Source organism: Haloferax sp. SDI50, assembly GCF_059802635.1.
The window spans coordinates 1,324,908-1,347,523 of record NZ_JBPULL010000001.1 but is presented as its reverse complement, the minus strand read 5'-3'; the positions used below and the strand labels follow the sequence as shown (position 1 = coordinate 1,347,523).

Annotated in this window: 24 protein-coding genes and 1 other RNA gene; 14 read left to right on the top strand and 11 right to left on the bottom strand. The window is 67.5% G+C overall.

The features are described 5' to 3' along the window. Nucleotides 1–122 precede the first annotated feature (122 nt). On the top strand, nt 123–608 hold the full coding sequence (locus ACSR87_RS06965) for a PaaI family thioesterase (protein ID WP_004041693.1): 486 nt from the start codon (nt 123–125) through the stop codon (nt 606–608). A gap of 57 nt (nt 609–665) precedes the next feature. Here the strand turns inward: ACSR87_RS06965 and ACSR87_RS06960 are convergent, their stop codons facing one another. Next, on the bottom strand, nt 666–1,238 hold the full coding sequence (locus ACSR87_RS06960) for a cysteine hydrolase family protein (RefSeq protein WP_498529967.1): 573 nt from the start codon (nt 1,236–1,238) through the stop codon (nt 666–668). A gap of 147 nt (nt 1,239–1,385) precedes the next feature. On the opposite strand from ACSR87_RS06960, the gene ACSR87_RS06955 reads away from it, so the two are divergent. The 5 genes from ACSR87_RS06955 to ACSR87_RS06935 all read left to right on the top strand — a co-directional run bounded on the left by ACSR87_RS06955 (nt 1,386) and on the right by ACSR87_RS06935 (nt 6,438). After that, nucleotides 1,386–2,816 carry an Hvo_1808 family surface protein gene (locus ACSR87_RS06955; RefSeq protein WP_498529966.1) on the top strand — a complete coding sequence of 477 codons (1,431 nt, stop codon included), beginning with the start codon at nt 1,386–1,388 and terminating at the stop codon, nt 2,814–2,816. An 87-nt stretch (nt 2,817–2,903) separates the two neighbouring features. After that, nucleotides 2,904–3,347 carry a DUF7979 domain-containing protein gene (locus tag ACSR87_RS06950; protein WP_498529965.1) on the top strand — a complete coding sequence of 148 codons (444 nt, stop codon included), beginning with the start codon at nt 2,904–2,906 and terminating at the stop codon, nt 3,345–3,347. Between the two features lie 45 nt (nt 3,348–3,392). Then, entirely contained in the window at nt 3,393–4,826 is a 1,434-nt protein-coding gene (locus ACSR87_RS06945; protein ID WP_498529964.1) for an Hvo_1808 family surface protein, read from the top strand. 37 nt (nt 4,827–4,863) lie between these two features. After that, nucleotides 4,864–5,181 (top strand): DUF7979 domain-containing protein, encoded by a 318-nt coding sequence (locus tag ACSR87_RS06940; protein ID WP_498529963.1) that lies wholly within the window; start codon nt 4,864–4,866, stop codon nt 5,179–5,181. A gap of 90 nt (nt 5,182–5,271) precedes the next feature. Beyond that, a complete protein-coding gene (locus ACSR87_RS06935; RefSeq protein WP_498529962.1) occupies nt 5,272–6,438 on the top strand; it encodes a nicotinate phosphoribosyltransferase in 1,167 nt (388 codons plus the stop codon). A gap of 93 nt (nt 6,439–6,531) precedes the next feature. Here ACSR87_RS06935 and ACSR87_RS06930 read toward each other — a convergent pair whose 3' ends face one another. Further along, on the bottom strand, nt 6,532–7,134 hold the full coding sequence (locus tag ACSR87_RS06930; protein ID WP_004041686.1) for a TIGR00296 family protein: 603 nt from the start codon (nt 7,132–7,134) through the stop codon (nt 6,532–6,534). A gap of 150 nt (nt 7,135–7,284) precedes the next feature. Here ACSR87_RS06930 and rnpB point away from each other — a divergent pair. From rnpB to ACSR87_RS06910, 4 genes are all read left to right on the top strand, one after another. Next, an RNA gene (gene rnpB, locus ACSR87_RS06925) (RNase P RNA component) lies at nt 7,285–7,712 on the top strand. Nucleotides 7,713–7,802: 90 nt separating this feature from the next. Then, nucleotides 7,803–8,948, top strand: a complete 1,146-nt coding sequence (locus ACSR87_RS06920; RefSeq protein WP_498529961.1) for a zinc-dependent metalloprotease family protein — start codon at nt 7,803–7,805, stop codon at nt 8,946–8,948. Between the two features lie 105 nt (nt 8,949–9,053). Beyond that, nucleotides 9,054–9,365, top strand: a complete 312-nt coding sequence (locus ACSR87_RS06915; protein WP_498529960.1) for a WNWW family protein — start codon at nt 9,054–9,056, stop codon at nt 9,363–9,365. A 240-nt stretch (nt 9,366–9,605) separates the two neighbouring features. Next, a complete protein-coding gene (locus ACSR87_RS06910; protein WP_498529959.1) occupies nt 9,606–10,838 on the top strand; it encodes a digeranylgeranylglycerophospholipid reductase in 1,233 nt (410 codons plus the stop codon). Between the two features lie 88 nt (nt 10,839–10,926). Here the strand turns inward: ACSR87_RS06910 and ACSR87_RS06905 are convergent, their stop codons facing one another. Then, nucleotides 10,927–11,310 carry a DUF8152 family protein gene (locus tag ACSR87_RS06905; RefSeq protein ID WP_498529958.1) on the bottom strand — a complete coding sequence of 128 codons (384 nt, stop codon included), beginning with the start codon at nt 11,308–11,310 and terminating at the stop codon, nt 10,927–10,929. A 111-nt stretch (nt 11,311–11,421) separates the two neighbouring features. Between ACSR87_RS06905 and ACSR87_RS06900 the strand changes: the two genes are divergently transcribed. After that, nucleotides 11,422–12,654 carry an MBL fold metallo-hydrolase gene (locus tag ACSR87_RS06900; protein WP_498529957.1) on the top strand — a complete coding sequence of 411 codons (1,233 nt, stop codon included), beginning with the start codon at nt 11,422–11,424 and terminating at the stop codon, nt 12,652–12,654. 49 nt (nt 12,655–12,703) lie between these two features. Here the strand turns inward: ACSR87_RS06900 and ACSR87_RS06895 are convergent, their stop codons facing one another. Together ACSR87_RS06895 and ACSR87_RS06890 are read right to left on the bottom strand one after the other, a co-directional pair. Beyond that, nucleotides 12,704–12,844: a hypothetical protein gene (locus ACSR87_RS06895; RefSeq protein ID WP_498529956.1), complete on the bottom strand. Its 141-nt coding sequence runs from the start codon at nt 12,842–12,844 to the stop codon at nt 12,704–12,706. Between the two features lie 150 nt (nt 12,845–12,994). After that, on the bottom strand, nt 12,995–13,378 hold the full coding sequence (locus ACSR87_RS06890; protein ID WP_498529955.1) for an SHOCT domain-containing protein: 384 nt from the start codon (nt 13,376–13,378) through the stop codon (nt 12,995–12,997). Between the two features lie 240 nt (nt 13,379–13,618). Between ACSR87_RS06890 and ACSR87_RS06885 the strand changes: the two genes are divergently transcribed. Continuing rightward, the gene (locus ACSR87_RS06885; RefSeq protein ID WP_498529954.1) at nt 13,619–15,730 is read left to right on the top strand and encodes a PAS domain S-box protein; all 2,112 of its coding nucleotides are present in this window, start codon (nt 13,619–13,621) and stop codon (nt 15,728–15,730) included. Nucleotides 15,731–15,745: 15 nt separating this feature from the next. Here ACSR87_RS06885 and ACSR87_RS06880 read toward each other — a convergent pair whose 3' ends face one another. Both ACSR87_RS06880 and ACSR87_RS06875 read right to left on the bottom strand, forming a co-directional pair. Beyond that, a complete protein-coding gene (locus ACSR87_RS06880) occupies nt 15,746–16,021 on the bottom strand; it encodes a DUF7967 family protein (protein ID WP_498529953.1) in 276 nt (91 codons plus the stop codon). Nucleotides 16,022–16,065: 44 nt separating this feature from the next. After that, nucleotides 16,066–16,554, bottom strand: a complete 489-nt coding sequence (locus ACSR87_RS06875; protein WP_004041677.1) for an Lrp/AsnC family transcriptional regulator — start codon at nt 16,552–16,554, stop codon at nt 16,066–16,068. 202 nt (nt 16,555–16,756) lie between these two features. Between ACSR87_RS06875 and ACSR87_RS06870 the strand changes: the two genes are divergently transcribed. Further along, the gene (locus tag ACSR87_RS06870; RefSeq protein WP_498529952.1) at nt 16,757–17,704 is read left to right on the top strand and encodes a DMT family transporter; all 948 of its coding nucleotides are present in this window, start codon (nt 16,757–16,759) and stop codon (nt 17,702–17,704) included. Between the two features lie 652 nt (nt 17,705–18,356). Here ACSR87_RS06870 and ACSR87_RS06865 read toward each other — a convergent pair. From ACSR87_RS06865 to ACSR87_RS06850, 4 genes are all read right to left on the bottom strand, one after another. Next, complete coding sequence (locus ACSR87_RS06865) at nt 18,357–19,277, bottom strand: DMT family transporter (protein WP_498529951.1); 921 nt, start codon at nt 19,275–19,277, stop codon at nt 18,357–18,359. 317 nt (nt 19,278–19,594) lie between these two features. Continuing rightward, nucleotides 19,595–19,879 (bottom strand): DUF6360 family protein, encoded by a 285-nt coding sequence (locus ACSR87_RS06860; RefSeq protein ID WP_498529950.1) that lies wholly within the window; start codon nt 19,877–19,879, stop codon nt 19,595–19,597. Nucleotides 19,880–19,945: 66 nt separating this feature from the next. Continuing rightward, entirely contained in the window at nt 19,946–21,724 is a 1,779-nt protein-coding gene (locus ACSR87_RS06855) for a nitrite/sulfite reductase (RefSeq protein WP_498529949.1), read from the bottom strand. A gap of 88 nt (nt 21,725–21,812) precedes the next feature. Then, nucleotides 21,813–22,136, bottom strand: coding sequence for a DUF8134 family protein (locus ACSR87_RS06850; protein WP_498529948.1), 324 nt, complete (start codon nt 22,134–22,136; stop codon nt 21,813–21,815). 304 nt (nt 22,137–22,440) lie between these two features. Here ACSR87_RS06850 and ACSR87_RS06845 point away from each other — a divergent pair, with 304 nt between their 5' ends. Continuing rightward, entirely contained in the window at nt 22,441–22,611 is a 171-nt protein-coding gene (locus ACSR87_RS06845) for a DUF8595 family protein (protein ID WP_188148408.1), read from the top strand. Nucleotides 22,612–22,616: the final 5 nt, after the last annotated feature.

Here is a 22,616-nt window from a genome sequence, read left to right as displayed (position 1 = left end):
CGGTGCGGCCCACTCGGTGCTCGCAGGGCCGGCGAGGCGACCGCCTGCTCGCGCTGCTCGCAGGGCCGCCGGGGTTGCCACCGACCGTCGGTTACATACTATTTGGCACACTCGTTCGTGATATGGCCGACGACTTTCCCGCCGAGGCCGCGGCAATCGTCCAGCGACACATCGAGGACGAACACGGCTACCTGTCGTGGCTCAACACCCGCGTCGACGCCATCGAGCGCGGCCGCATCGTGATGACCATCCCGTACGACGAGAAGCTCACCAACACCGTGTCGCCGCCGACGATTCACGGCGGTATCGCGGCGACGCTCATCGACACCGCGGGCGGCATCGCCCTCCGGACGATGCTCGACGACCCGCTCGCCGGCGGCGTCGCCACCATCAATCTCAACGTGAACTACCTGCGGCGGGCGTCGGGTGACCTGACCGCGGTCGCTGAGGTCGTCCGCGCCGGCGGCTCGGTCGGCGTGAGCACCATCACCGTCGTCAGCACCGACCCCGAGGAGGATTCGGACGTGGCCGCCCGGCAGTCGCCGTCGAGCGACTGGAACGACGCCGTCGCCACCGGACAGGGCGCGTATCGGCTCTTTCGGGAGTGAGACGCGGTCCCCCCGGGCGACGCCGAGGGTCTGACCACGGTCGGCGGGACCGTCGGCCTACTCGAACGCCACGTCCGCGAGCGTCGCCGTCTCACCGAACAGCCAGTCGGCGTGGTCGACGGCGTACGCCTTGTGCGCTTCTTCGATGTAGCCGAGCGCGTCGGTGACGAGAATCGGCCGGTAGTCCCGCAGGCCGGCGCTCCCGGCGGTGTGGAGGACGCAGACGTTCGCCAGCGTGCCGCAGATGAGCAGGTCGTCGATGCCGTGGCTGTCGAGCCAACCCGCCAACTGCGTCCGGTAGAACGCGTCGTAGGTGTGCTTCTCGACGACGAGGTCCTCGTCGCGCACATCGAGGTCGTCGTGGAGGGCGGCGTCCCACGTCCCCTCGACGACGTGTTCGCCCCAGCGCTCGAACTCGTCGTAGTAGTGGTTGTCGTCGAACTGCTCCGGCGGGTGCACGTCGCGGGTGTAGACGACGCGCGCGCCGGCGTCGCGGGCGGCGGCAACGAGGTCCGTGACGGGGCCGACCGCGGATTCGCTTCCCGGCGCGAACAGGCTCCCGTCGGGGTGACAAAAGCCGTTCTGCATATCCACGACGACCACCGCGGTTCGTTTCGGGTCGAGTGCCATGCGCGTGGGTTGCGCCGGGACGACCAAAACAGTACGCGCCGGTCAGATTCGACCCGCCCGACGCGACCGGCCCGAACCGCATCGCGGTCCGCCGGTTCGACGCCCGAACCCGACAAGGTACTTCACTCCGGAGTCTAAGGGTACGATATGCGAACCACCGGTCTCCGCGCCGTTTTCGCCGCCGTACTCTTGGTTCTCGCCGGCTGTGCCGCTCCCACGGCCGCGCCCGGCGGCGACGCGTCGCCCGCGACCCCCGACCCGGACAGAGACGGCTTCGACGACCCCGACCAGGACGTGCTCGGCTGGGAGAACGGCTACTGGTACGACGAGCCAATCGCCGTCGACCAGTCCGACGGCCTCAACGACTCCGAGATGGAGGCGTACGTCGCCCGCGGGATGGCCCGCGTCGAACAGCTCCGGCAGTTGGAGTTCGACGAGCGCGTCCCCGTCAGCGTCGTCTCCCGAGACGACTACCGGAGCGCCAACGCCGGCGGCTCTGCCGCCTCGGACTCCGAGTACAACCGCTGGAACGACCAGGTGTGGGAGGCGCTTTTCATCGCCGGTGAGTCGACCGCGAGCGCGAGCGCCATCTCCGAGACGACCGGGAGTTCGGTCCTCGGCTTCTACTCGCCGTCCGACGGCGAAATCAAAATCGTCACCGACTCCCCGGGCGAGCCGACCATCGACAACGCCACGCTCGTCCACGAACTGGTCCACGCCGCACAGGACCAGCGGTTCGACCTGACCGACGCCCGATTCCGAAGCGAGACGCAGGACGGCGACCTCGCCACCGACGGCATCGTCGAGGGCGACGCCAGCTACGTCGAACGACAGTACAGCGAGCGGTGCGCGGCCGGGACGTGGGACTGCGTCGCCACGCCCGACACGGAAAACAGCGGCGGCAGCCCGAACCTCGGCGTCCTGATTACCATCTACCAGCCGTACTCCGACGGCCCGGTGTACGTCCACGACCTCTACGAGCGGGGCGGCTGGGAGGCCGTCAACGACGCCCTTCGCGACCCGCCGGCGTCCACCGAACAGACCATCCACGTCACCGACGAATCGCCCCGTCCCATCTCCTTCGTCGACGAGGGGACGAACGGCTGGACCACCTTCCCCGACCAGGGCGTCGAGGGCTCGGACACGGTCGGAGAGGCGTCGATGTTCGCGATGTTCTGGTATCAGGCCCGCACGTCCGGCGCGGAGACCGTCCGCGTCCAGTCCATCCTCGACACGAACTCGCGGTACGACACGTACAACTACGACGCCGAACCGTCGAACGGCTGGGCGAACGACCGCCTGTTCCCCTACCGCAACGCGGCCGGCGCGGAGACCGACTACGGCTACGTCTGGGTGACTGAGTGGGACACCGACGACGACGCGCGGGAGTTCCACGACGCGTACCTGAACATCCTCAGCGCCCACGACGCCGCCCAGCCGGACGACGGCGTCTACGTCATCGAGGACGGCTCGTTCAACGACGCCTTCCGGGTCGTCCGCACGGGCGACCGCGTCGTCGTCGTCAACGGGCCGACGCCCGCCGACGTGGACGAGATTCGGCCGGGGCTCGCCGGCTGAGTCGGCTCCGCGTCTCACTCGGATTCTCCGTCTCGTTTCGCTCTCCCGGTGACAAAACACTTGCCGCGGGGCGACGCCGACCGTGATATGGCCCGCTTTCGAGCCCTCCCGCTGGTGGCGCTCGCCGCGCTTATCGTTCTCGCCGGCTGTGTCGGTGTCCCGACTATCGACACGTCGAGTGAGTCGCCGTCGGCGACGACGAAGCCGGCGACTGCGACGACGACGGCGGAACTCACACCGACCGATTCGGCGACTACCACGGAAACCGGCGAGTGGTACTTCGACTGCAACGCCACGCTTTCGGTCGACCCCGCGGATGAGGTTCCGAGCGACGCGACCGTCTTCGACTACGCGAACCTCTCGACAGAGCGGCGCGCGGAGTTCGACGCGGCGGTCGGCGGGTCAACCTCCGCGGAGAGCGCCGACGCCGCGTCGTTTCCCGAGCGGACCGACGCCTACGAGTTCTGGGTGGAGCGACCGTACGTCAGGTACGAAAACGAGACGTACACCTCCGTGGTCGCCATCTGCTGACCCCCGCGGCGAGGCGCTTTTTCCCCTCCCGCCCGTGGATTCGCTATGAACCGCCGCCTCGCCGCCGTTTTCTCCGCAGTTCTGCTCGTCGTCGCCGGCTGTGCCGCCCCCGTCGCAGACCCGAGCGCCGCGAGCGACAACTCGGACGCCGCGGTCGGGGGCGCGGACCCGGACCCGGATGCCGACCGGTCGTGGCCCGACGACCCGCCGACCGACCGGCTGGGCTGGGAAGCCGGCTACTGGTACAACGAGTCCATCGCGGTCGACCAGTCCGACGGGCTGAACGACTCCGAGATGGAGGCGTTCGTCGCCCGCACGATGGCCCGCGTCGAGGTCGTCCGCGAACTGGAGTTCGAGGAGTCCGTGCCGGTCGAGGTCGTCTCGCGCGCCGAGTTCCGAAACGAGTCCGACGCGTCGACCGACCCGGTCCACGGCGACTGGAACGACCAGGTGTGGGAGGCGCTGTTGCTGGTCGGTGAGGACCGGACCATCGACGAGGTGTTCGACGAACTGTACGGCGGCGTGGTACTCGGCTACTACGACCCCTCCGAGGACCGAATCGTCGTCGTGAGCGACGACAGCCAACCGACCATCGACCGTCGGACGCTCGCCCACGAACTGGTCCACGCCGCACAGGACCAGCAGTTCGGCCTGGACCGCTCGCCGTCGACGCAGGACGCCCAACTCGCCCACAGCGGGCTGGTCGAAGGCGACGCCCGCTACGTCGACGGACTGTACGAAGCCCGCTGTGAGGCCGACTGGGACTGCGTCCCCCGGCCCTCGGGCAGCGGCTCGGGCGGCGGGTCGGTCGACTACCCGGTGTTCATCACCATCTACACGCCATACAGCGAGGGGCCGACGTTCGTCTCGGACCTGCGCGACCGCGGCGGGTGGGCGGCCGTTGACGACGCCTACGCGAACCGCCCCACCTCGACCGAGCAGGTGCTCCACCCGAACCGCTACCCCGACGAGCGCCCGGTCGAGGTGACGGTCGAAGACCGCTCGTCGGCGGCGTGGACGCGCTACGACACCGACCCCGCCGCCGACACGGTCGGCGAGGCGTCCATCTTCGCGACGTTCTGGAAGCACCGCGCCGTCGACCGGGCGGGGCTCCAACGGGACCCCGGCGCGTACTCGCCGTACAACTACACCGCCGAACCCTCCGAGGGCTGGGCCGGTGACGCGGTGGTTCCCTACCGCCCGGCGTCGGACGAGACGTACGAGGCGAACCCTCACGAACGCGGCTACGTCTGGCGGACGGTCTGGGACACCGAGGCGGACGCCGAGCAGTTCGAGCGGGCGTACGTGACCGACACGCTGGAGCGCAGCCTCAACGCGTCGGTCGCGGGCGAGGACACCTACCGCGTCGACGACGGCCCCTTCGCGGACGCCTATCGGGTGACGAGAGACGGCGACACGGTCACCGTCGTCAATGCGCCGACGGTGGAACAGTTGGACGAGGTTCACCAGCGAAGCTAGGAGAAAGCACTTGTGAATTGACTGACAGTCTCTCCGTATGCCCAGCCGACTCGGTCGCTTCGCGCTCGTCGCCTCTTTGCTCGTCCTGTTCGTCGCGGCCTTCCTCTTCGCCACCGGGTCGCTCGTTCCGTGGTCGAACAGTTGCGGTCAGTCTCTGGGAGTCGACCCAGCCGACGACGTTCCTGCGGACGCTGACGTCGTTCCGTACGGCTCGCTTTCGCCAGAGGAGCAAGCGCTGTTCGACGACGCGCTTTCCGAGTCTCCCGCGGGCTTTCACGACCGTCGGTGGAGTGTCGGCAATGGATACGTGAAAAAAGACAACACCACCTACCGCACGAGCATCCTCGTTTGCTGATCGGTCCGTCCATCGCGGTGAAGAAAATTCCTCTTCGACGTACGTGACCGATTATACAGCTTTTTCATCGGCCGGGTGGAATCCGCGCCAATGAGTGACTTCGATATCGTCGGTCCCGAGGCCATCCGCGAGGGCGTCGCGACCGACGCCTACTTCGAGCGGACCGAGGCGACCCTCCGACACGCGGGCAAGAACCCCCGCGTCGTCGCCGAGGTGACGGCCGACCAGTTCCCCGACGGCGACTTCGAGCTGTTCGCCGGCGTGAAGGACGCCGCCGAACTGCTCTCCGGCCGCGATATCGACGTCGACGCCATGCCCGAGGGCACGCTGTTCGACGGCGGCCCCGTGATGCGAATCGAGGGCGATTATCTGGAGTTCGCCCGGCTCGAAACCTCGCTTCTCGGCTTCCTCTCGCACGCGTCGGGCTGTGCGACGGCCGCGCTCGACGCCCGCACGGCGGCCCCTGACTCGACGGTGCTGTCGTTCGGCGCGCGACACGTCCACCCCGCCATCGCCGCGATGGTCGAGCGGAGCGCCCTCGTCGCCGGCCTCGACGGCTTCTCGCACGTCGCCGCCGGCGAGATTCTCGGGAAGGAGGCGTCGGGGACGATGCCTCACGCGCTCCTCATCGCCTTCGGGCGCGGCAATCAGGCCGAGGCATTCCGCGCGTTCGACGAGGCCGTCGACGAAGACGTGCCGCGGGTCGCCCTCTGTGACACCTACGGCGACGAGACCGAGGAGGTGCTCCAGGCGGTCGAAACCCTCGGCGACGACCTCGACAGCGTCCGCCTCGACACCACCTCCTCGCGCCGCGGCGACTTCCGTCACATCGTCCGCGAGGTCCGCTGGGAACTCGACGCCCGCGGCCACGAGGACGTGGGCATCTTCGTGAGCGGCGGTCTCGGCCCGGCCGAACTTCGGCACCTCCGCGACGTGGTCGAGGGCTTCGGCGTCGGCGGCTACATCTCGAACGCCGACCCGGTGGACTTCGCGCTCGACATCGTCGAGGTCGACGGCGAACCCGCGGCCAAGCGGGGCAAGCTCTCGGGCGTCAAAGAGGTCTACCGCACGGCCGACGGCGGCCACCACGTCGGCCTCCGCGGGCGGCCCGGCCCGACCGACGGTGAGTCGCTCCTCGAACCGCTCATCCGCGACGGCGAGGTCGTCTCCGAGTTCGACTTCGACATCGACGCGGCCGCGACGCGGGCCAGCGAAGACGCCGAGTTGGTCGGATTCGGCGGGGTCAGCGGGGAGTAAGCACGCGTTCTCGTTTTGCGGCGGCGACGCTCGGAGCCGCCGCTCGCCGGTCGTAGCCCTCCCTCCGAGAAGTCGAGTTGTCGTCGCGACGACTTACAGCGCTTCGACGCTCCCGCCGTCGTCGCGCTCGCGGAAGACCTGTCCTTCGAACAGGGTAATCATGGTGTCGTCGTCCTGCCACGCCAGCGGCGACAGACCGGCTTTGCGGCAGGCGTTCGTGAGGAACTCCTCTTTCGACCAGCCGAGTTCGACGGGCAGCGTCGGATACATCCAGCCGTGGGTGCCGCCGGCGTCGATGGCGATGCCGTGGGTGCCGAGTTCGATGTCTGCGACTGGGTCGTTAGTCAGCGTGTAGTTGTTGACGATACAGACAGAGATGTTCAGGTTCGGCAGTTCGGGTGCTTCGATTTCGGTCTGGCACGAGTCGCCCGAGGCGGCCTTGATGGCGGCGTCGACGATGGCGTGACCGAGTTGGTCTTTCCCCCGATATGCGCCCGCACAGCCCCGCAGTCGACCGCGCCCCCGTGTCGACTTGATGCGGACAAACGCCCCGGTTCGAGCGTAAAACGCGTCGCGCATGCTGCCCGGTTGTTCTCTCTGCCCGTGAAGAACGTACGATTCGACCGATTCCCGCGCTAGTTCGACCGCCCGCGCCCCATCATCGTAGGTGAGGTGTACGGTCTGCGCCTCGGACATATTACCATTCAAGTTCTGTGGTGACTTCAACGCTTCCCTCGGATGTTATCCTGTTGTTATGTAGTTTCGTTGCAACATAACGTGCGGCTAAACCCCGGTAGGACCCCGTTAATCGAACCGCTTATCCGACCGACCTGACTAGGGTAGGTCGGCAGAGAGAGCCCAGTTCCCGTGCCCGAGACGGGCATGAGGAAAGTCCCCCCACCGTCCGAACGGGTGACCGGGCGCAAGCCCGGAGTCGGAGACGGCTGGCGCTGGAACAGAAACGAGACCGCTCGACCCGACCGATGATGCGCGTGCGACGGCCCCGTCGTCGCCGGCGCGGCCGTCACGGCCGCGTGCGAACCGACCCGTAAGGGAAGGGAGCTAACCCGCAGAGGGATGAGATGGCGTCGCCATCTCCGACGGTCGAGAACGGATGGAACGGCGAATCCTCACCGGTGCAAGTCCGCGCCGCGAAGGTAGTTCGGACGGCGCGTCGGGTTCGCCCGTCGCGCCCTCGGGGGCTCGCCCTGAGAAGGACGCGGACGCTGAGCCGAATGCTGGGACGAACAGAAGGGGGCTTACTCCTCTCAGCCGCTTTCGAACCCCGAGCGACCGCTTTGTCGGTCGAGCCGTTTTCGCGCCGTCGGGAAACGCTCTTGACCGTTCGCCGCCGCACTCTCGGTATGCGCGGTTCGACTCTCCTCGTGGCGGTGCTCGTCGTCCTCGCCGGCTGTGCCGCGCCGGTGTCGCCGGGAACCGACGGGACGACAGCGACGACTGCCACGTCCCCGGCTTCGCCGCCGACCACCGACTCGGCAACCGAGACGCCCGCGGCGACCGCGACCCCGACGACTTCGCCTCCGTCGACGACCGCGACCGCGACTCCGACTGCCGCGCCCACCGCGTCGCCGACGCCCGAACCCACAACGACGTTCACGCCCGCGCCCGGCTACGGTCCGTGGGGGTCCGAGCCGGTCGTCGTCGCCGTCGAAGCGCCCGATGACGGCCGCGACTACGCCGCGCTCGTGCGCGAGGCGACGGCGTTCTGGGAGGGGAACGACTCGCGCTACCTGGAGTACGAAATCGACTACGAGGTCGACGCCGACGCCCGCGACCCGGACCTCGTGGTCCGCTTTACCGACGACATCCCGGAGTGCAGCGGGCTGGACGACGCGGCCGGCTGCGCGCCCTACCTCACCGACGCGTGGCAGATTGACCGCCCCGAGACCGTCTACATCCGCACGGGATACGGCGACGACTCGACGGTCGATATCGTCGCACACGAACTCGGTCACACGCTCGGACTCGCCCACGGTGACGAACCCGCTGACCTGATGAACGCCACGGGCATCCTCTACACGCTCCCGCGGACGAACGCGACCGAGAAGGCGTTTCCGTGGGACGACCCGAACTTCACGGTCCACATCGACGACACGAACGCCTCGGACCCCGACGCGGCCCGCGAGCAGGTTCGCCACGCGCTCGACTACTTCGAAGGCGGCGCGCCGGGGATGCCCGACAACCTCACCTACACCTACGTCGACGACCCCGCGGACGCCGAGGTGCGCATCTCCTTTGCGGACACCTCGCCGTGCGCCGCGGGCGCGGCCTCCTGCGCCATCGCCGGCGGCTACGACCCGGACGGCGACGGCGCGTTAGAGACCTACGGCAGCTACCGGGTCGTCCTCGTCGACCTCGACACCGAGGCCGTCGGCTGGCACGTCGGCTACTGGACCGCCCACTACCTCGGCGCGGAGGCCGACGACGACAAGCCCGAACCGTTCCGGAACGCGACGTACGGCGAGCGCCGGAGCGAGTGGTGGGCGTAGCGCCGGCGTCGCGTCGCCAGCCGAGCGCTCTGCGCCGCAAACGGGGGTTCTCACCCGGACGAATCGGCCGAGTCCTTCTTTGGCATGGCCCCCGTAGAGAGAGCCGTGACCCCCACCGACAGGCACGGCGACACCCATCCCGCGTTCGACGAGGAGTCGTTCCGCGACGCGCTCGCCGAGTTCGGCGGAACCGACGCCGAGCGTCGGGTCGTCGCGCGGCAGGCCCGCGACCTCGCGGACTCGGGGCAGGCCGAGGCCGACCGCGGCGCGCCGCTCACGGGCGACGAAATCGTGCGGAACATGCGCGACGCGCCCGAGGGCGGCCCCGCGACGCGCTGGAACTGGTGGCTCGGCGCGCTCGAAGCCGCCTACGGCGGCTACCGCGAGTTCCAAGTCCGCCGCATCCCGAAACCCTGAACGTCGCCGCTCGCTCGCGTTGCAGCCCTGTCGGTCGTCGTTTTCGCTGCTGTCCAGCGGTGCGCCGCGGCCACCCCCGCTCGGCCGCCGTCTCCCGCAGTTATCTGTCGTCCCTCCGAGGACGTATCCCGTCGAACGGCCTCCGTTCCCGACCGTTCAAAACCAAAGCAGATTACACGCTTGTTACAGAACAGGTGTGTAACGCGTACGACCAACCCTACCGGTGATGCCTACTCTACAATGACTGACAACTACGACGTGATTATCGCGGGCGCGGGCCCCGCAGGTGGACAGGCGGCACGAGACCTCGCCGCCCGAGGCTACGACGTGTGCGTCCTCGAAACCGAGTCCGAAGACGAGTTCCCCTCCAGAAGCAACAAATCGACCGCCGGGACGTTCCCGTCGACGATGGCCTCGTTCAACATCCCCGACGAGGTCGTGATGAACTTCACCGACGACGTCGTCCTGGAGTCCCCGAACCACCACTACCACCGCCACCAGCCCGGTGCGGTCCTCGAGTTTGCCGACTTCAAAAACTGGCTCGTCGACGAGGCGGAGGCCGACGGTGCGGAGTACCGCTTCGACGCGCGCGTCTCCAAGCCCATCATGGAGGGCGGCGAAATCGTCGGCGTCCGATACAACGGCGACGAGGAGGTGTACGCCGACATCGTCATCGACGCCACCGGCCCGAGCGCGCCGCTCGCCAAGGCGCTCGACCTGTGCGACCTCCGCCGCGAGAAGCAGGCCATCGGCATCGAGTACGAGTTCGAGGGCATGGACCTCGCGCCCGACGGCTACGGCGACCTCACCGACGCGATGATGCTCCGCCTCGACCACGACATCGCGCCCGGCGGCTACTCGTGGATATTCCACACCGGCGGCGACACCGCGAAGGTCGGCGTCTGCTACATCCAAAACGAGGGTCACCGCCACAACGCCAAATCGGGCTACACCATCGACGACTACCTCCAGTACTGGACCGAGTCCGACCCGCGCTTCGCGGACGCAGAGCGCATCGCGGGCAAGCAACACCGCGGCTCCGCCCACATCCAGCTTCCGGGTCGCATGAGCACGGACAACTTCATGGCCATCGGCGACACGGTCCCGACGGTCGACCCGCTGTGGGGCGAGGGCATCGACAAATGCATGCGCTCGGGCCGGGTCGCGGCCGCGACCGCCGACCGCGCGCTCACCAACTCCGAGCGCGACACCTCGGCGTCGGAGCTCGCCATCTACGACCAGCTGTGGCACGACCGCGTCGCACCGAAGGTAAAAAACCGCCTGTTCATGACGGAGATGCTCTACCGCGCCTCCAACGAGCGCTACGACAAACTGCTCGAAGACCTCCACCGCCTCCCCGACGAGCAGTTAGACGCCGCGAACGGCGGCAGCCCGCTCGCCATGCTCCGCATGCTCAAATTCGAGGACCTCTCCATCCTCGCGTCCACCGCGAAAGACTGGTTCTCGAACTGAGCCGCCGGGCGACACGCGCGCCTCTCCGTCCCCAGCGTTCCCGCTCGTCTCTCACCGCTCGTCTCTCATCGCCCGGTTTCGCCTTCGCTCACTCGCCGCCTTCGCCGCCGTCACCGAGTGTCGCCAGCGCGTCAGTCAGCGCCGCCCGCGCCGACGCGACGTGTTCGTCGGCCGCCTCGTCTTCGGTTCCGTCGACGTTCGAAAGCAGGTGTTCGACGTGGCCGAGTCGCGTCCGGACCACCTCGTCGTCCGGGAGCGAGCCGACCGCGAGGTCGCCCGCGACGGCCTCCGCCTCGCCGAGCCACCGGCTCGCGTCCTCGCGGACGGGGCGGGTCGCCGTCGCGGCGAGGCGGTCGTGGAGCGTCGTCACCAGTCGGTCGAGGTCGTCGCGGTCGGATTCGGCGTCGGTATCGGCGTCGGCGTCGGAACTAGCGTCGGGGTCAGGGTCAGGGTCTGGGTCGGAGCCGGTCACGCCTCGGGAGACGGCGGCCGGCGTGAAAAGCGTCGAGCCCGCGAGCCCGCCGAGTCCCGCTGGCCTCGCGGGACCGACGAGCAAAAGCCCCTCCGGTCGGTACTGCCGCCAATGAAACTCCAGTTCCTCGGCGGGGCCGAGGAGGTCGGGCGCAGCGCGATTCTCGTCAACGACTCGCTGTTGCTCGACTACGGGATGCTGACCGGGAACCCCCCGCAGTTCCCCGTCGGCTCCGTCGAGCCCGACGCCGTCGTCGTCTCCCACGGCCACCTCGACCACGTCGGGACGGTCCCCGCGCTCCTCTCGGGCGACGACTGGCCGGCAGTCCATTGGACGCCGCCGACCGACGAACTCGCTCGGACCCTCGCGCGCGACACGCTCAAACTCCACGGCGGGAGCTACAACTGCCCGTTCACCGAGACGCACGTCCGGCGGATGACCCAGCAGTCGGAACACCACGACTACGGCGAACCGTTCGAGGCCGCCGGCCACGAGGTCACGTTCTACAACGCGGGCCACATCCCCGGCAGCGCCCACGTCCTCGTCGACGACGGCGAGACCCGCCTGCTCTACACCGCCGACTTCCACACCGACGACCAGCGGTTGGTCTCGGGGACGACCGCCCGCCCGGACGCCGACGTGGTCATCTGCGAGTCCACCTACTCCGACGTGGAGCACGAGGACCGCGCGACCGTCGAAGAGCGGTTCGTGGAGTCGGTGCGGACGACCGTCTGGGAGGGCGGCACCGTCGTCGTCCCCGCGTTCGCCATCGGCCGGACGCAGGAGCTTCTCATGGTGCTCGACGCCCACGACATCGACTGCTACGTCGACGGCATGGGGGTCCGCGTGCTGAAGATGCTCAGAAATCACCCCGACTACGTCCGCGACGCGGCGGCGCTCAAGCGGGCGAAGTCGAACGCCAGAGTCGTCTCGGGCCGAGACGGCCAGCGAAAGCGCATCGCCCGGGAGAACTCGGTCATCGTGACGACGAGCGGGATGCTCTCCGGCGGGCCGGCGATGACGTACATCCCCGAGATTCGGGGCGACCCGACGAACAAAATCTGTCTCACCGGCTATCAGGTCGAGGGGACGCCGGGCAGGGAACTGGTCGAACGCGGCCGGTGCGAACTCAACGGCGGCGTCGTCCCGGTGGCCGCCCGCGCCGAGATGTACGACTTCTCGGCCCACGCCGACCGCCACGGGCTTCTGTCGTTCCTCGACGACTACCGCGACGCGCCGGTGTTCGTCAACCACGGCGACCGCTGTGCGGCGTTCACCGGGGAGCTCCGCGCCGACGGCTACGAGGCCGAAGCTCCCGAAATCGGGGCGACGGTCGAGGTCTGAGGCGCGCCGGCGGCGACCCGTAGCGGGTCGAACCGACCGCTCCACCGACCTATTCGGCGTGCTCGTCGTCGTCCGGAACCGTTATCGACCGGCTCGCAGCGACGCACGCGGACACGCGGAGTCGGGTCCGCTGCGACCGGAACCGACCGATAAACGAACGGAACTTCCCGTCGGATTCCTCCGAAGCCATGGTTTTAGGTTGGCCTAAATAAATATAGTCGTTGCGGTGAGTGCGCACTGTCTTCAGCGGGTCGGCCGCGCGCCGACTTCCCGCGACCGCCTCCCGGGGGAACCCCTTCGTTTCGCCTGCAACGTCCGGAGAGTCTCGATTTCCGACGCGTCAGTCGCGGTCGAGTCGTTCGCGGCGGCGGGCGAACTCCTCGTCGTCGATGTCGCCGCGGGCGTAGGCCCGGCGGAGTTCGTCGAGCGCGCCGTCGCTCCCGTCGTCCCCGTCGCGCAGGGCGCGGAACAGGAGGACGCCGCCGCCGACGACGGCCGCGAGGACGAGCAGTTGACCGAAGATTCCCATCCCCCACATCCACCACGGGACGGTCCCGCCGGTTCCGCCGTGCATCCACGTGTCGTGCATCCAGCCGCCGCCCCACCCCATCGGCATGCCGCCGCCGAAGCCGGCCATCCCGACGAGGGCGGGGAGCGCGAACAGCGCGGCCAGCGCGAGCAGGACGATACCAGCGAGTCGCCTCGAGTCGTTTGTCGTCGTCATAGCGTTCACCGAGGCGGCGGGTGCCGCCTCACAGGTGACAGTACGCGCTCCCCGTTTAGGTCGATTGTCGCTTCGGGCCTTCGGCTCCGCCGCCGGTAAAGATTGGATTTCTCCGGTTTCCGCCGCCCGCGCTTTGGAATCTTCGACGTGGGCGGGCGCGGCGGTCGCGCTCTCCGCCGGTCATGATTTCCCGCCGACAGCTGTCGGTTCATACTTGAACCTCGCTGTCCTCTCGCCGGTATGCCTGGTCGGTTGCACGTCCTCGTCGTCAGCGAGGACGCCGCCGTTCGCGAGCGTCTCGCCGACGAGCTTCCCGACTCGGTCGGTGACGCGACGACCGATGTCCGCGTCTCGACCGCCGACAGCCTCGACGCGGTCCACGCGGAACTCGAACGCGCCCGTATCGACTGTGCCGTCGTCTCGGCCGGGGTCACCGACGCGGAGGGTCTCTCGCTCGCCTCGACGCTCCGCGCCGACGGCGTCCCGCGCGTCTCGGTAGCGGGGTCGACCGCTGCCGACTGCGACCTCGACACGCTCGGCCGCGAGGTCTACGACGCCGCCCACAGCGCCGTCGGCTCGCTCGACTACCGCGCGCTCTTCGAGGCCGTCAACGTCGGCCTCGCGGTTCGCAACCTCGAAACGCTCGAACTCGTCGACATCAATCAGCACTATCTGGACATCCTCGGTATCGACCGCCAGTCGGTCATCGATACGAGTCCCCTCTACGTGACCGCGGATATCGCCGGATACGACGCCGAGCGCGCTCTCCGCGAGGTCGAGGCCGCCCGCGAGGAGGGCGGAGCCGTCTTCACGTGGCCTATCGAGGGCGCGTCGGGCGGCACCGTCTGGATTCGCGTCAGCCTCACCGTCGCCGAGATTTCGGGGCGGGACCGACTCATCTCGACGGTCGAGGACGTGACCGAAGAGCGCCGACGCGAGCGCGACCTCGCGGCGTTCAAGGAGGCGGTCGACGCCGTCGACGCCGGGGTCACCATCACGGAGCACGACCGACACGTGTACGTCAACCAGACCGCGGCCGACATCTGCGGCTACTCGGACCCCGAGTCGATGCTCGGGACGGGCTGGGGCCACCTCCACGACGAGCCGGAACTCGAACGCCTCAGAGAGACGATTCCCCCCGCGCTCGAAGCCGACGGCGAGTGGCAAGGCGAGGTGGCGATTCGCCGGCGCGACGACGGTGACCTCGTCCCGGTTCGGTTCTCCATCACGTCCCTCGAAGGCGACCGCAACGTCGTCGTCTTCCAGAGCCTCTCCGAGCAGAAAGCGCGCGAGGCCGAACTCGAACGGAGCCGCGACTTCCTCGAACGGACCCAGCGCATCTCGAAGGTCGGCGGCTGGGAACTCGACCTCGTGACCGACACGCTGGCGTGGAGTGACCAGACGAAGCGCATCCACGAGGTGCCGCTCGACTTCGAGCCGACGGTCGACGACGCCATCGAGTTCTACGTCACCGACGACCGGGACCGAATCCGCGAGCTGTTGGACCGCTGTCGGTCCGAGGGCGTTCCGTGGGAAGAAGAGTTCCGACTGGTGACCGCCGAGGGGGCGGAGCTGTGGGTCCGCACCCACGGCGAGCCGGTCATCCGGAACGGACGCGTGGCGGCGCTCAGGGGGACGATACAGGACGTGACCGCCCGCCGAACCCGCGAGCGCGAACTCGAACGGACGAACGCCGAACTGGAGGCGCTCAACCGCATCGTCCGCCACGACATCCGCAACGACATGGCCGTCGTCGTCGGCTGGGCGGAGCTACTCAGAGAACACGTCGACGAGGAGGGCGCGGACATCCTCTCGCGCATCCTCTCGACGGGCCGCCACACTACCGAGATAACCGAGGTCGCCCGCGACCTGATGGAGACGATGAGCGGCGGCGGCGTCGAGACCCGGCCGATGTCGCTCGCCAGCGCCGTCGACCGCGAGCTCGCGGTCCGCCGCGAGGCGTTTCCCAACGCCACGTTCGCGGTCGACGGCGAGATACCGGACGTGGCGGTGCGCGCGAACCCGCTCATCGCGTCGGTGCTCGGGAACCTCCTCAACAACGCCGTCCAGCACAACGCCGACGACACCGTCGTCACCGTCTCGGCGGCCGTAGACGACGACGCCGGCATGGCGGTCATCCGCATCGCCGACGACGGCTCGGGCATCCCCGACGCGCGGAAGTCGGTGGTCTTCGGCAAGGGCGAAAAGGGACTCGAAAGCACCGGGACCGGCCTCGGACTCTACCTCGTCCACCAGCTGGTCGACTCGTTCGGCGGCGAGGTCCACTTCGAGGACAACGAACCCACGGGCACGGTCGTCGTCGTCTCGCTCCCGCTCGCGTCGGCGGACTGAGCCGACCGCCCGGTCTCAGACCGTGTCGGTCGGCTTGTGGGACTCAGCCATCTCGGTCGCGGCGGCCGCGTAGGCTTCTCTCGTCTCCTCGTCGCCGACGCGGCCCAGTTCGTCCTCGGGTACGTCGACGGCGGCGTAGGTGTCGCGCACGTCGGACTCGAAACTCGTCAGCGAGCGCTCCTTCCGGTGGTAGCGCGTCCCGTCGGGGGTCGCGTACACGAGGATGATGATGTTCTGTTCGTCGTCCGAGTAGGTCCGTTCGACCAGCCACGTCCGCACGTCGTTCGACATGGTCGGTCGTACGTGGTCAACCGTGATACTCCCTCGGCCGATTCTCAGTCCTCGATACCCAACTCGTCGAGGAGCGTCTCCAGCGTGTAGCTCTGGAGCGCCCGGTGGCTGTCGCGCATCGAGGAGATGACGAACGTCGAGTTCGTTCGCTCGACCTCCGGCGTCGCCTCGAAGTCGCTGATGAGGCGCTCCACGCGGTCGGAGTCCGCGAGATGGGCGACGACGATGAAGTCCGTCTCTCCCATCGTGAAGTAGAGTTGCGTGACGCCCTCTATCTCTAGCAGTTTGTTCCCGACTTCCTCGTACGACCCGCTGTAATCCGCCAGTACTTCCACGACCACGGTGACGCCGAGTCCGAACGCCTCTAAGTCGATGTCGTAGAGGTCGTTTTCGATGACGCCGTCGTCTTTCAGGTTGTTCAGACGGTAGTGGATGGTCGACACGGGGATGTCCGTCGCTTCGTGTAGCTTCTCGGGACTGCCCGTCCCGAGGTCCGCGATGGCCTTCAACAGGCGCACGTCGCGTTCGTCCATACCCTCCCGTTGCGGTCGGTGACGTAAGTCCTTGTTCTGTCCGCCGTTTTCGCCACCTCTCATCCGCCATCGAACCATCACGAATTATATGGCGTTTGATACAGTAAAATATAGAATATCTATTCTAAACTTCAACTCAAACACAAACTCTTGTAGAAGACTTTAACAACCCGCGTCCCTGAGAGATGAAACAGATTCGACTATGACGCGAACCACTTGGAGAAACGTTCCGACGACGCCCCTGCTTTTCGTCGCGCTCGCGGCGATGTGGGGCACCTCGTTCGTCGCCATCGAGGTCGGCCTGGAGTTCTTCCCGACGCTCTCTTTCGCCGCGCTCCGCTACGAACTCGCCGGCCTCGTGATGCTGGCGTACGCCCTCTACTCGACCGACCGCTGGCGGCCGAAAACGAGGGACGAACTGCTCGCGACCGCCATCGGCGCGGTGTTCATCATCGCCGCCCACCACGGTCTGCTCTACCTCGGCCAGGAACACGTCCCCGGTGCGGTGGCCTCTATCATCATCAGCCTCTCGCCCATCCTGACCGCCGTCTTCGCCTCGTTCATCCTCACCGAGCGGTCGCTTGGGCGGTCCGGCACGGTCGGCCTGGTCGCCGGCTTCGCCGGCGTCGTCCTCGTCGCTGACCCCGTCTCGGCGCTTTCGGGGGCGTCCGGCTCGACGCAGGGCCTCGGCATCGTCCTCCTCTTCCTCGCCGCGGTGTCGTTCGCGCTCGGCGCGGTCCTCACCCGCCCGCTCCGGACGGACCTCCCGGTCCAGTCGATGCAGGCGTGGGCGATGCTCGGCGGCGGCGTCCTGCTCCACGGCTGGGCGCTCGCCGACGGCGAGTCGCTTTCGGCCATCGAACTCGCCCCCGTCGGCATCGCGTCGTTCCTCTATCTGACGCTCGTCTCCGGCGCGGTGGCGTTCCTCCTCTACTTCGAGCTTCTGGACCGCCTCGGCCCGACCGAACTCAACCTCATCGGCTACGTCGAGCCCGTGGTCGCGGCGCTCATGAGTTGGGTGCTCCTCGGCCACGTCATCGACACGACCGCGCTCGTCGGCTTCGGAGCCATCTTCTTCGGCTTCGCGGCGATGAAAAAACAGACGCTGGTCTCGGTCGCCGTCGCGGTCCGGCGGCGGGTCGCCGCGTAAGTTCTGTTTCGGTTTCTGGCTCTGTGTTCTAGGTCTGTTGCAGTTCTGAGCACTTGTGCGGAGTCGAATGACGCTGACCGAAACGGTACTCACTACCGACTGCTCGGGTATTCCATCCCGTTCACGCTAGAGTAACTACTGAGCAGAACTGTGAATTGAGCTTGATTTATACATCAAGTTACCCTACTGATAGTATGGCTCTGAATCCCCTCCTCGTATCTCCCTTGGTGACATTCGTCGCTATGGGAGTCGTCTATGCCGACGCTAAACGTCGGAAGTTCAGACCACGTATGCGATTGTGGTGGACTGTTGGTGTCGGCCTCATCAGCCAAGCGGGATTCCTCGCTGTATTCGTGTTTGATAACTTCTTGTTTCGGGCATACTCTCTCGTATTGGGAGCGCAAGTAGTCGTTCGGTCACCTCACGAACTGCTAGTATCTCTCTTCGCAATCGGGCTGAGTGTTAGTGCAGCGGCAGTCCTCGTCTATGGGATAGGAAGTCGTTTTGGTCCTCTCAGAACCGGACCATCGTGAACGTGATTCGTCGCTTTCCTGCACCGAGCGAGAGATTCCCTTGGCGCGGATGCAACCGACTTGCGTCCCTCTTCAGCACAGCGTCAACAAAGAACGAGAACCTCGACGCGCCCGTTGTCTCACTCCGCTTCCGCGGGGACGCTTCCCCGGAGGCCGACCACCCGGGCCACGCTCTCGCGCTGGACGAGGACGAACCCCGAGAGGATGACGCCGAAGCCGAGGACGGTCGCCGGCGAGACGGACTCGCCGAGGAACGCCCACCCGGTGACGGTGGCGACGACCGGCATCGCGTAGGCGACGAGGTTGCCGCGGACCGGGCCGGCCTCCGAGAGGAGCGCGAAGTAGACCGGGTAGGCCGCGGCGGTCGCGGGCATGCCGACGTAGAGAATCGCGGCGACGAGTTCCGGCGACCACGCGACCTGCGCGACCGACTCGCCGAGACCGAGGCTCGCGGCGTGGATGCCGACGGCGGCGGCCGCCATCGCCCACGCGGTCTGCGGGAGCGTCCCGATAGAGGGTCCGACGCGCTTGAGCAGGACGGTCCCGAAGGCGACCGACAGCGCCGAACAGACGATGAGCGCCTGTCCGACGCTCCCGCCGCCGAGGACGCTCTGGGGGCCGACGATGACGACGACGCCGACGAGTCCGAGCAGGATGCCGGCGGCGTCGACAGCCGAGATGCGCGCGTCGTCGAGCAGCAGGACGGCGAACACCGGGGAGGCGACGGGCATGATGCTGTACATCACGGCCGCCGCGCCGGTCGTCGCGTGCTGCTGGCCGAGGAAGAGAAACACGTTGTTCGCCCCGAGGACGAACGCGGCGCTGGCGAGGATGCCGAGCGCGTCGGCGCGGGTCCGCGGGAGCCAGTAGCCGCCGCGGACGGCGACGAGCGTCAGGAGGACGACGGCGGCGACGTCGACGCGGAAAGCCGCAAAGAGCACCGGCGGGACCGAGCCGATGGCCGCCTTGATGCCGACGAACGAGGTGCCGAACAGCGCCGCGGCCGCGACGAAGAGGACGAGGGTCCGGTGACGGCTCACGCCACCACCCCCCGCGCTGTGGCCGGCGTTCGATTCGCCGGGCGGGCGCGGGAGGTGGAGTGCGGTCGACGCTCGGTGCGTGGACGGCGTAGAGGCGTCGTCTGTATCACAACACATCCTGCGACTTCCGAAGGCATATGTCTAACGATTGGTCTAGTTGCAGTACGATTCGAACATTCGAGACACGCTTTCACACGATTCGTTGACCAAACCGGGATAGAAACTCTCATGGGTGGTGTTGCCACGAACCGTCGGGTCGTGCGGACGGTCGCGCCGCTCGGGGCGTCGAACTGTCGTCGAAAATCGGAGGGCGGCGGTCAGTCCTGCTGTTCGGCTTCGACGCGGTCGGCGTGTTTTTCGAGGTCGGCCGCGAGCGTCCGGGCCTCCTCGGGCGACAGCGTCAGTTTGTCCGCGTGCGGCGCGAGCGCGTCGAGCTGCGTCCAGTCGAGTTCGAGTTCGAGGGTAATCTCGTCGGGGTGCTTCCGCGGCGAGGTGACGTTGCACACGGCGAACGCCGACTCCTCGAAATCGTGGCCCGTCGCCGACGCGTCGACGAGGTCCAGCGTCGTGTAGGCGTTGACCTTCAGGATTCGGTCTGGCATCTGTGAGTACTGTTGGGTGTCGTCCTAAATAGGTAGCGCGGCGGCGTCGTCACCGAGGCGGCCCGCTCAGTCGTCGCTCGGGATGGGTGTGCCGTCGGCGCGGGTCGGCGCGGGACTCGCGTCCATCGAGTCGTCTTCCGCGTAGGGGTACCACGTGCGCTTCGTGTTGTGCATCATCGGGTCCTCGTAGCTGGTCTCTTCGGGTTCGACTAGTTCGGCCAGCTCCTCTTCGTCCGTCCGGGCGACGAACTCGCGGAACGTCTCGTCGCCCTCGCGGCGCTCCTCGAAGTTCGCGAGCAGGTTCTTGATGGCACCCGGCACCTCGTCGACGGGGACGCGCTGGGTGACCCACTCGGCGAAGTTCGGGTTCTCGCCGAGGCCGCCGCCGAGGCCGATGTCGAGCGCCTCGACCGGTTCGCCGTCCTTGCGGGTCTTCATGCCGCGGAGGCTGATGTCCGCAATCTGCGGCTGGGCGCAGGAGGCCGTACAGCCCGAGAGGTGGATGTGGAAGTCCTCGACACCCGCGGGGAGGTCGACGTTCTCCTTGAGCCAGCGGGCGTAGCGGACCTGCCGGTTTTTCGTCTCCACGATGGAGAGCGAACAGAACTCGGTGCCCGTACAGGCGATGGAGCCGCGCATGAACGGGTGGGGGTCGGGCGAGTAGTGGTCGAGGAGGTCCTCGTCCTGCAGCGCGTCGAGCTTTTCTTCGGGCACGTCGGTGATGATGACGTTCTGGCGCTGCGTGATGCGAATCTCGCCGGAGCCGTACTCGTCGGCGACGCGGGCGAGTTCCTTCGTGTCGTCGACGCCCATGCGGCCGACGAGCACGTCGAGTCCGACGTAGTAGTTGCCGTCGGCCTGTTCGTGGATGCCGACGTGGTCGGAGTGGCCGCCGTCGGCGTAGCCGGAGTTGTAGGAGTACTCCGAGCGCAGGTCCTCGCCGGCGGTCTCCAGTTCGAAGTCGACGAACTCCTCCTGGAGGACGTCGCGGAACTTCTCTGCGCCCCACTCATCCATCAGGAACTTGATGCGAGCGTTGTAGCGGTTGTCGCGGTCGCCGTTCTCGCGGAACAGCGCGGAGATGGCTCCCGACACCTCGGGGGCCTGCTCGGGCGTCACGAACACGTCGATGTCGCGGGCGAGCCGCGGCTCGTTCCGCGAGAGGCCGCCGCCGATGCGGATGTTGAAGCCCTTCGTCTCCTCGCCGTCTATCTCCTTGGTCGCGGGTTCGAGCGCGAGGTCGTTGATGTCGCCCTGACCGCAGCCCTCGCGGCAGCCGGTGACGGAGACCTTCCACTTGCGCGGGAGGTTCGAGTGGTCGTCGTTGCCCTTGAACGTCTCGTTGAGCTCCATCGCGACGGGGAGCGCGTCGACGTGCTCGTGTTTGTCCTTGCCGGCGACGGGACAGCCGACGATGTTGCGCCACGAGTCACCGCAGGCCTGCTGGGTCGACAGCCCGACCGATTCGAGCTTGTCGAAGATTTCCGGGATGTCCTCCAGCTTAATCCAGTGGAGCTGAATCGACTGGCGGGTCGTCCAGTCGACGTAGCCGTTGCCGAAGATGGGGTTCTCGGCGGGGCCGCGGGCGTACTCGTCTGCGACCTCCGCGACGACTTCGGTCTGGCCGGGCGTCAGCACGCCGTTCGGCGTCCCGATGCGCATCATGAAGTACGACTCCTGGCCGTTGCGCTGGTGGTACAGCCCCCACCATTTGAAGCGCTCGAACCAGGCGTCTCGCTCGTCTTCCGGGATGGAGTCCCAGCCCTGCTCGGCGAACTCCAGCAGGTGCTCTCGTATCTCGTTACCGTAGACCTCCGACTTCCAGCGTTCGACGTCCGTGGGCATTCGTATGAATGTCCATATACGTGCCCACGTAAGGCCCCGAGCGTACCGTCAACCCTTCCCGGTGCTGCCCAAAAGCGGAGAATGTTGCCTATTCGTTGTCGTCGCCGCGTCGAACCGGGAGGACGACCCGCTCGCGGTCGATATCGACGAATTCGCCCTCGCGGAGCCTGCCGACCGGGACCCAACCGGGCACGCCCGTCTGGCCGCAGGCGATGCACTGGCCGTACACTTTCGCGGCGACGGTTCTGCCGTCCGCGCCGACGTCGAGGACGTTCTCGACGACGAAGTCGGGGAGCTCGCACCCACAGAATGACGGGTCGTCGAGCCGCCAGAGCTCGCTCACGCTCACTTCTCTGGCGTCGTTCACGGAGACCCACGCCCCGTCGTCGAGGACGCGCAGGGAGACGCTCATACCCCACCCTCCGTGCTCCGGCTACCTATGCGGGACGGCGCCCGCAATCCCCGCGGGGGAGCGCGACGGCCGCTTCGGCGGTCGTTCCACCGTTGTCGTGCGATTGTGGCCGAAACCCGCCGTCAGAGGTAGGAGCAATCCGTTCCGGTAGCCGGGAGTGGGGGTACACATTACAGGTGCGGATTCCCTTATGCGGGTTCGACCGGTACGTGGTGGTGATGAGTGACCACCGCACCGCCGTCCGACAACACGCCTCCGCCGACGTCGCCCCAGAGCTGTTCGAACAGTCGCAGGAGGGGGACGCATGACCGGCGAGGCAGAACTCGAATCCGAACTCGACCGCGACCCCGATGCCGAGGCGGACCCGTCCGCCGAGGCGGAAGACGAAGACCCCGCGGCCCACCTCAAGGACCTCGAAGACGGCGCGGGCTGCACCGAAATCTGGTCGCACCTCTCTGAGTCCCGCGAGGAGTAACCCGT

Excerpts from the sequence above, each read along its gene's own strand:
- ACSR87_RS06965 (WP_004041693.1), top strand. The coding sequence starts at position 123 with ATGGCCGACGACTTTCCCGCCGAGGCCGCGGCAATCGTCCAGCGACAC.
- ACSR87_RS06960 (WP_498529967.1), bottom strand. The coding sequence starts at position 1,238 with ATGGCACTCGACCCGAAACGAACCGCGGTGGTCGTCGTGGATATGCAG.
- ACSR87_RS06955 (WP_498529966.1), top strand. The coding sequence starts at position 1,386 with ATGCGAACCACCGGTCTCCGCGCCGTTTTCGCCGCCGTACTCTTGGTT.
- ACSR87_RS06950 (WP_498529965.1), top strand. The coding sequence starts at position 2,904 with ATGGCCCGCTTTCGAGCCCTCCCGCTGGTGGCGCTCGCCGCGCTTATC.
- ACSR87_RS06945 (WP_498529964.1), top strand. The coding sequence starts at position 3,393 with ATGAACCGCCGCCTCGCCGCCGTTTTCTCCGCAGTTCTGCTCGTCGTC.
- ACSR87_RS06940 (WP_498529963.1), top strand. The coding sequence starts at position 4,864 with ATGCCCAGCCGACTCGGTCGCTTCGCGCTCGTCGCCTCTTTGCTCGTC.
- ACSR87_RS06935 (WP_498529962.1), top strand. The coding sequence starts at position 5,272 with ATGAGTGACTTCGATATCGTCGGTCCCGAGGCCATCCGCGAGGGCGTC.
- ACSR87_RS06930 (WP_004041686.1), bottom strand. The coding sequence starts at position 7,134 with ATGTCCGAGGCGCAGACCGTACACCTCACCTACGATGATGGGGCGCGG.
- ACSR87_RS06920 (WP_498529961.1), top strand. The coding sequence starts at position 7,803 with ATGCGCGGTTCGACTCTCCTCGTGGCGGTGCTCGTCGTCCTCGCCGGC.
- ACSR87_RS06910 (WP_498529959.1), top strand. The coding sequence starts at position 9,606 with ATGACTGACAACTACGACGTGATTATCGCGGGCGCGGGCCCCGCAGGT.
- ACSR87_RS06900 (WP_498529957.1), top strand. The coding sequence starts at position 11,422 with ATGAAACTCCAGTTCCTCGGCGGGGCCGAGGAGGTCGGGCGCAGCGCG.
- ACSR87_RS06895 (WP_498529956.1), bottom strand. The coding sequence starts at position 12,844 with ATGGCTTCGGAGGAATCCGACGGGAAGTTCCGTTCGTTTATCGGTCGG.
- ACSR87_RS06890 (WP_498529955.1), bottom strand. The coding sequence starts at position 13,378 with ATGACGACGACAAACGACTCGAGGCGACTCGCTGGTATCGTCCTGCTC.
- ACSR87_RS06885 (WP_498529954.1), top strand. The coding sequence starts at position 13,619 with ATGCCTGGTCGGTTGCACGTCCTCGTCGTCAGCGAGGACGCCGCCGTT.
- ACSR87_RS06880 (WP_498529953.1), bottom strand. The coding sequence starts at position 16,021 with ATGTCGAACGACGTGCGGACGTGGCTGGTCGAACGGACCTACTCGGAC.
- ACSR87_RS06875 (WP_004041677.1), bottom strand. The coding sequence starts at position 16,554 with ATGGACGAACGCGACGTGCGCCTGTTGAAGGCCATCGCGGACCTCGGG.
- ACSR87_RS06870 (WP_498529952.1), top strand. The coding sequence starts at position 16,757 with ATGACGCGAACCACTTGGAGAAACGTTCCGACGACGCCCCTGCTTTTC.
- ACSR87_RS06860 (WP_498529950.1), bottom strand. The coding sequence starts at position 19,879 with ATGCCAGACCGAATCCTGAAGGTCAACGCCTACACGACGCTGGACCTC.
- ACSR87_RS06855 (WP_498529949.1), bottom strand. The coding sequence starts at position 21,724 with ATGCCCACGGACGTCGAACGCTGGAAGTCGGAGGTCTACGGTAACGAG.
- ACSR87_RS06850 (WP_498529948.1), bottom strand. The coding sequence starts at position 22,136 with ATGAGCGTCTCCCTGCGCGTCCTCGACGACGGGGCGTGGGTCTCCGTG.
- ACSR87_RS06845 (WP_188148408.1), top strand. The coding sequence starts at position 22,441 with ATGACCGGCGAGGCAGAACTCGAATCCGAACTCGACCGCGACCCCGAT.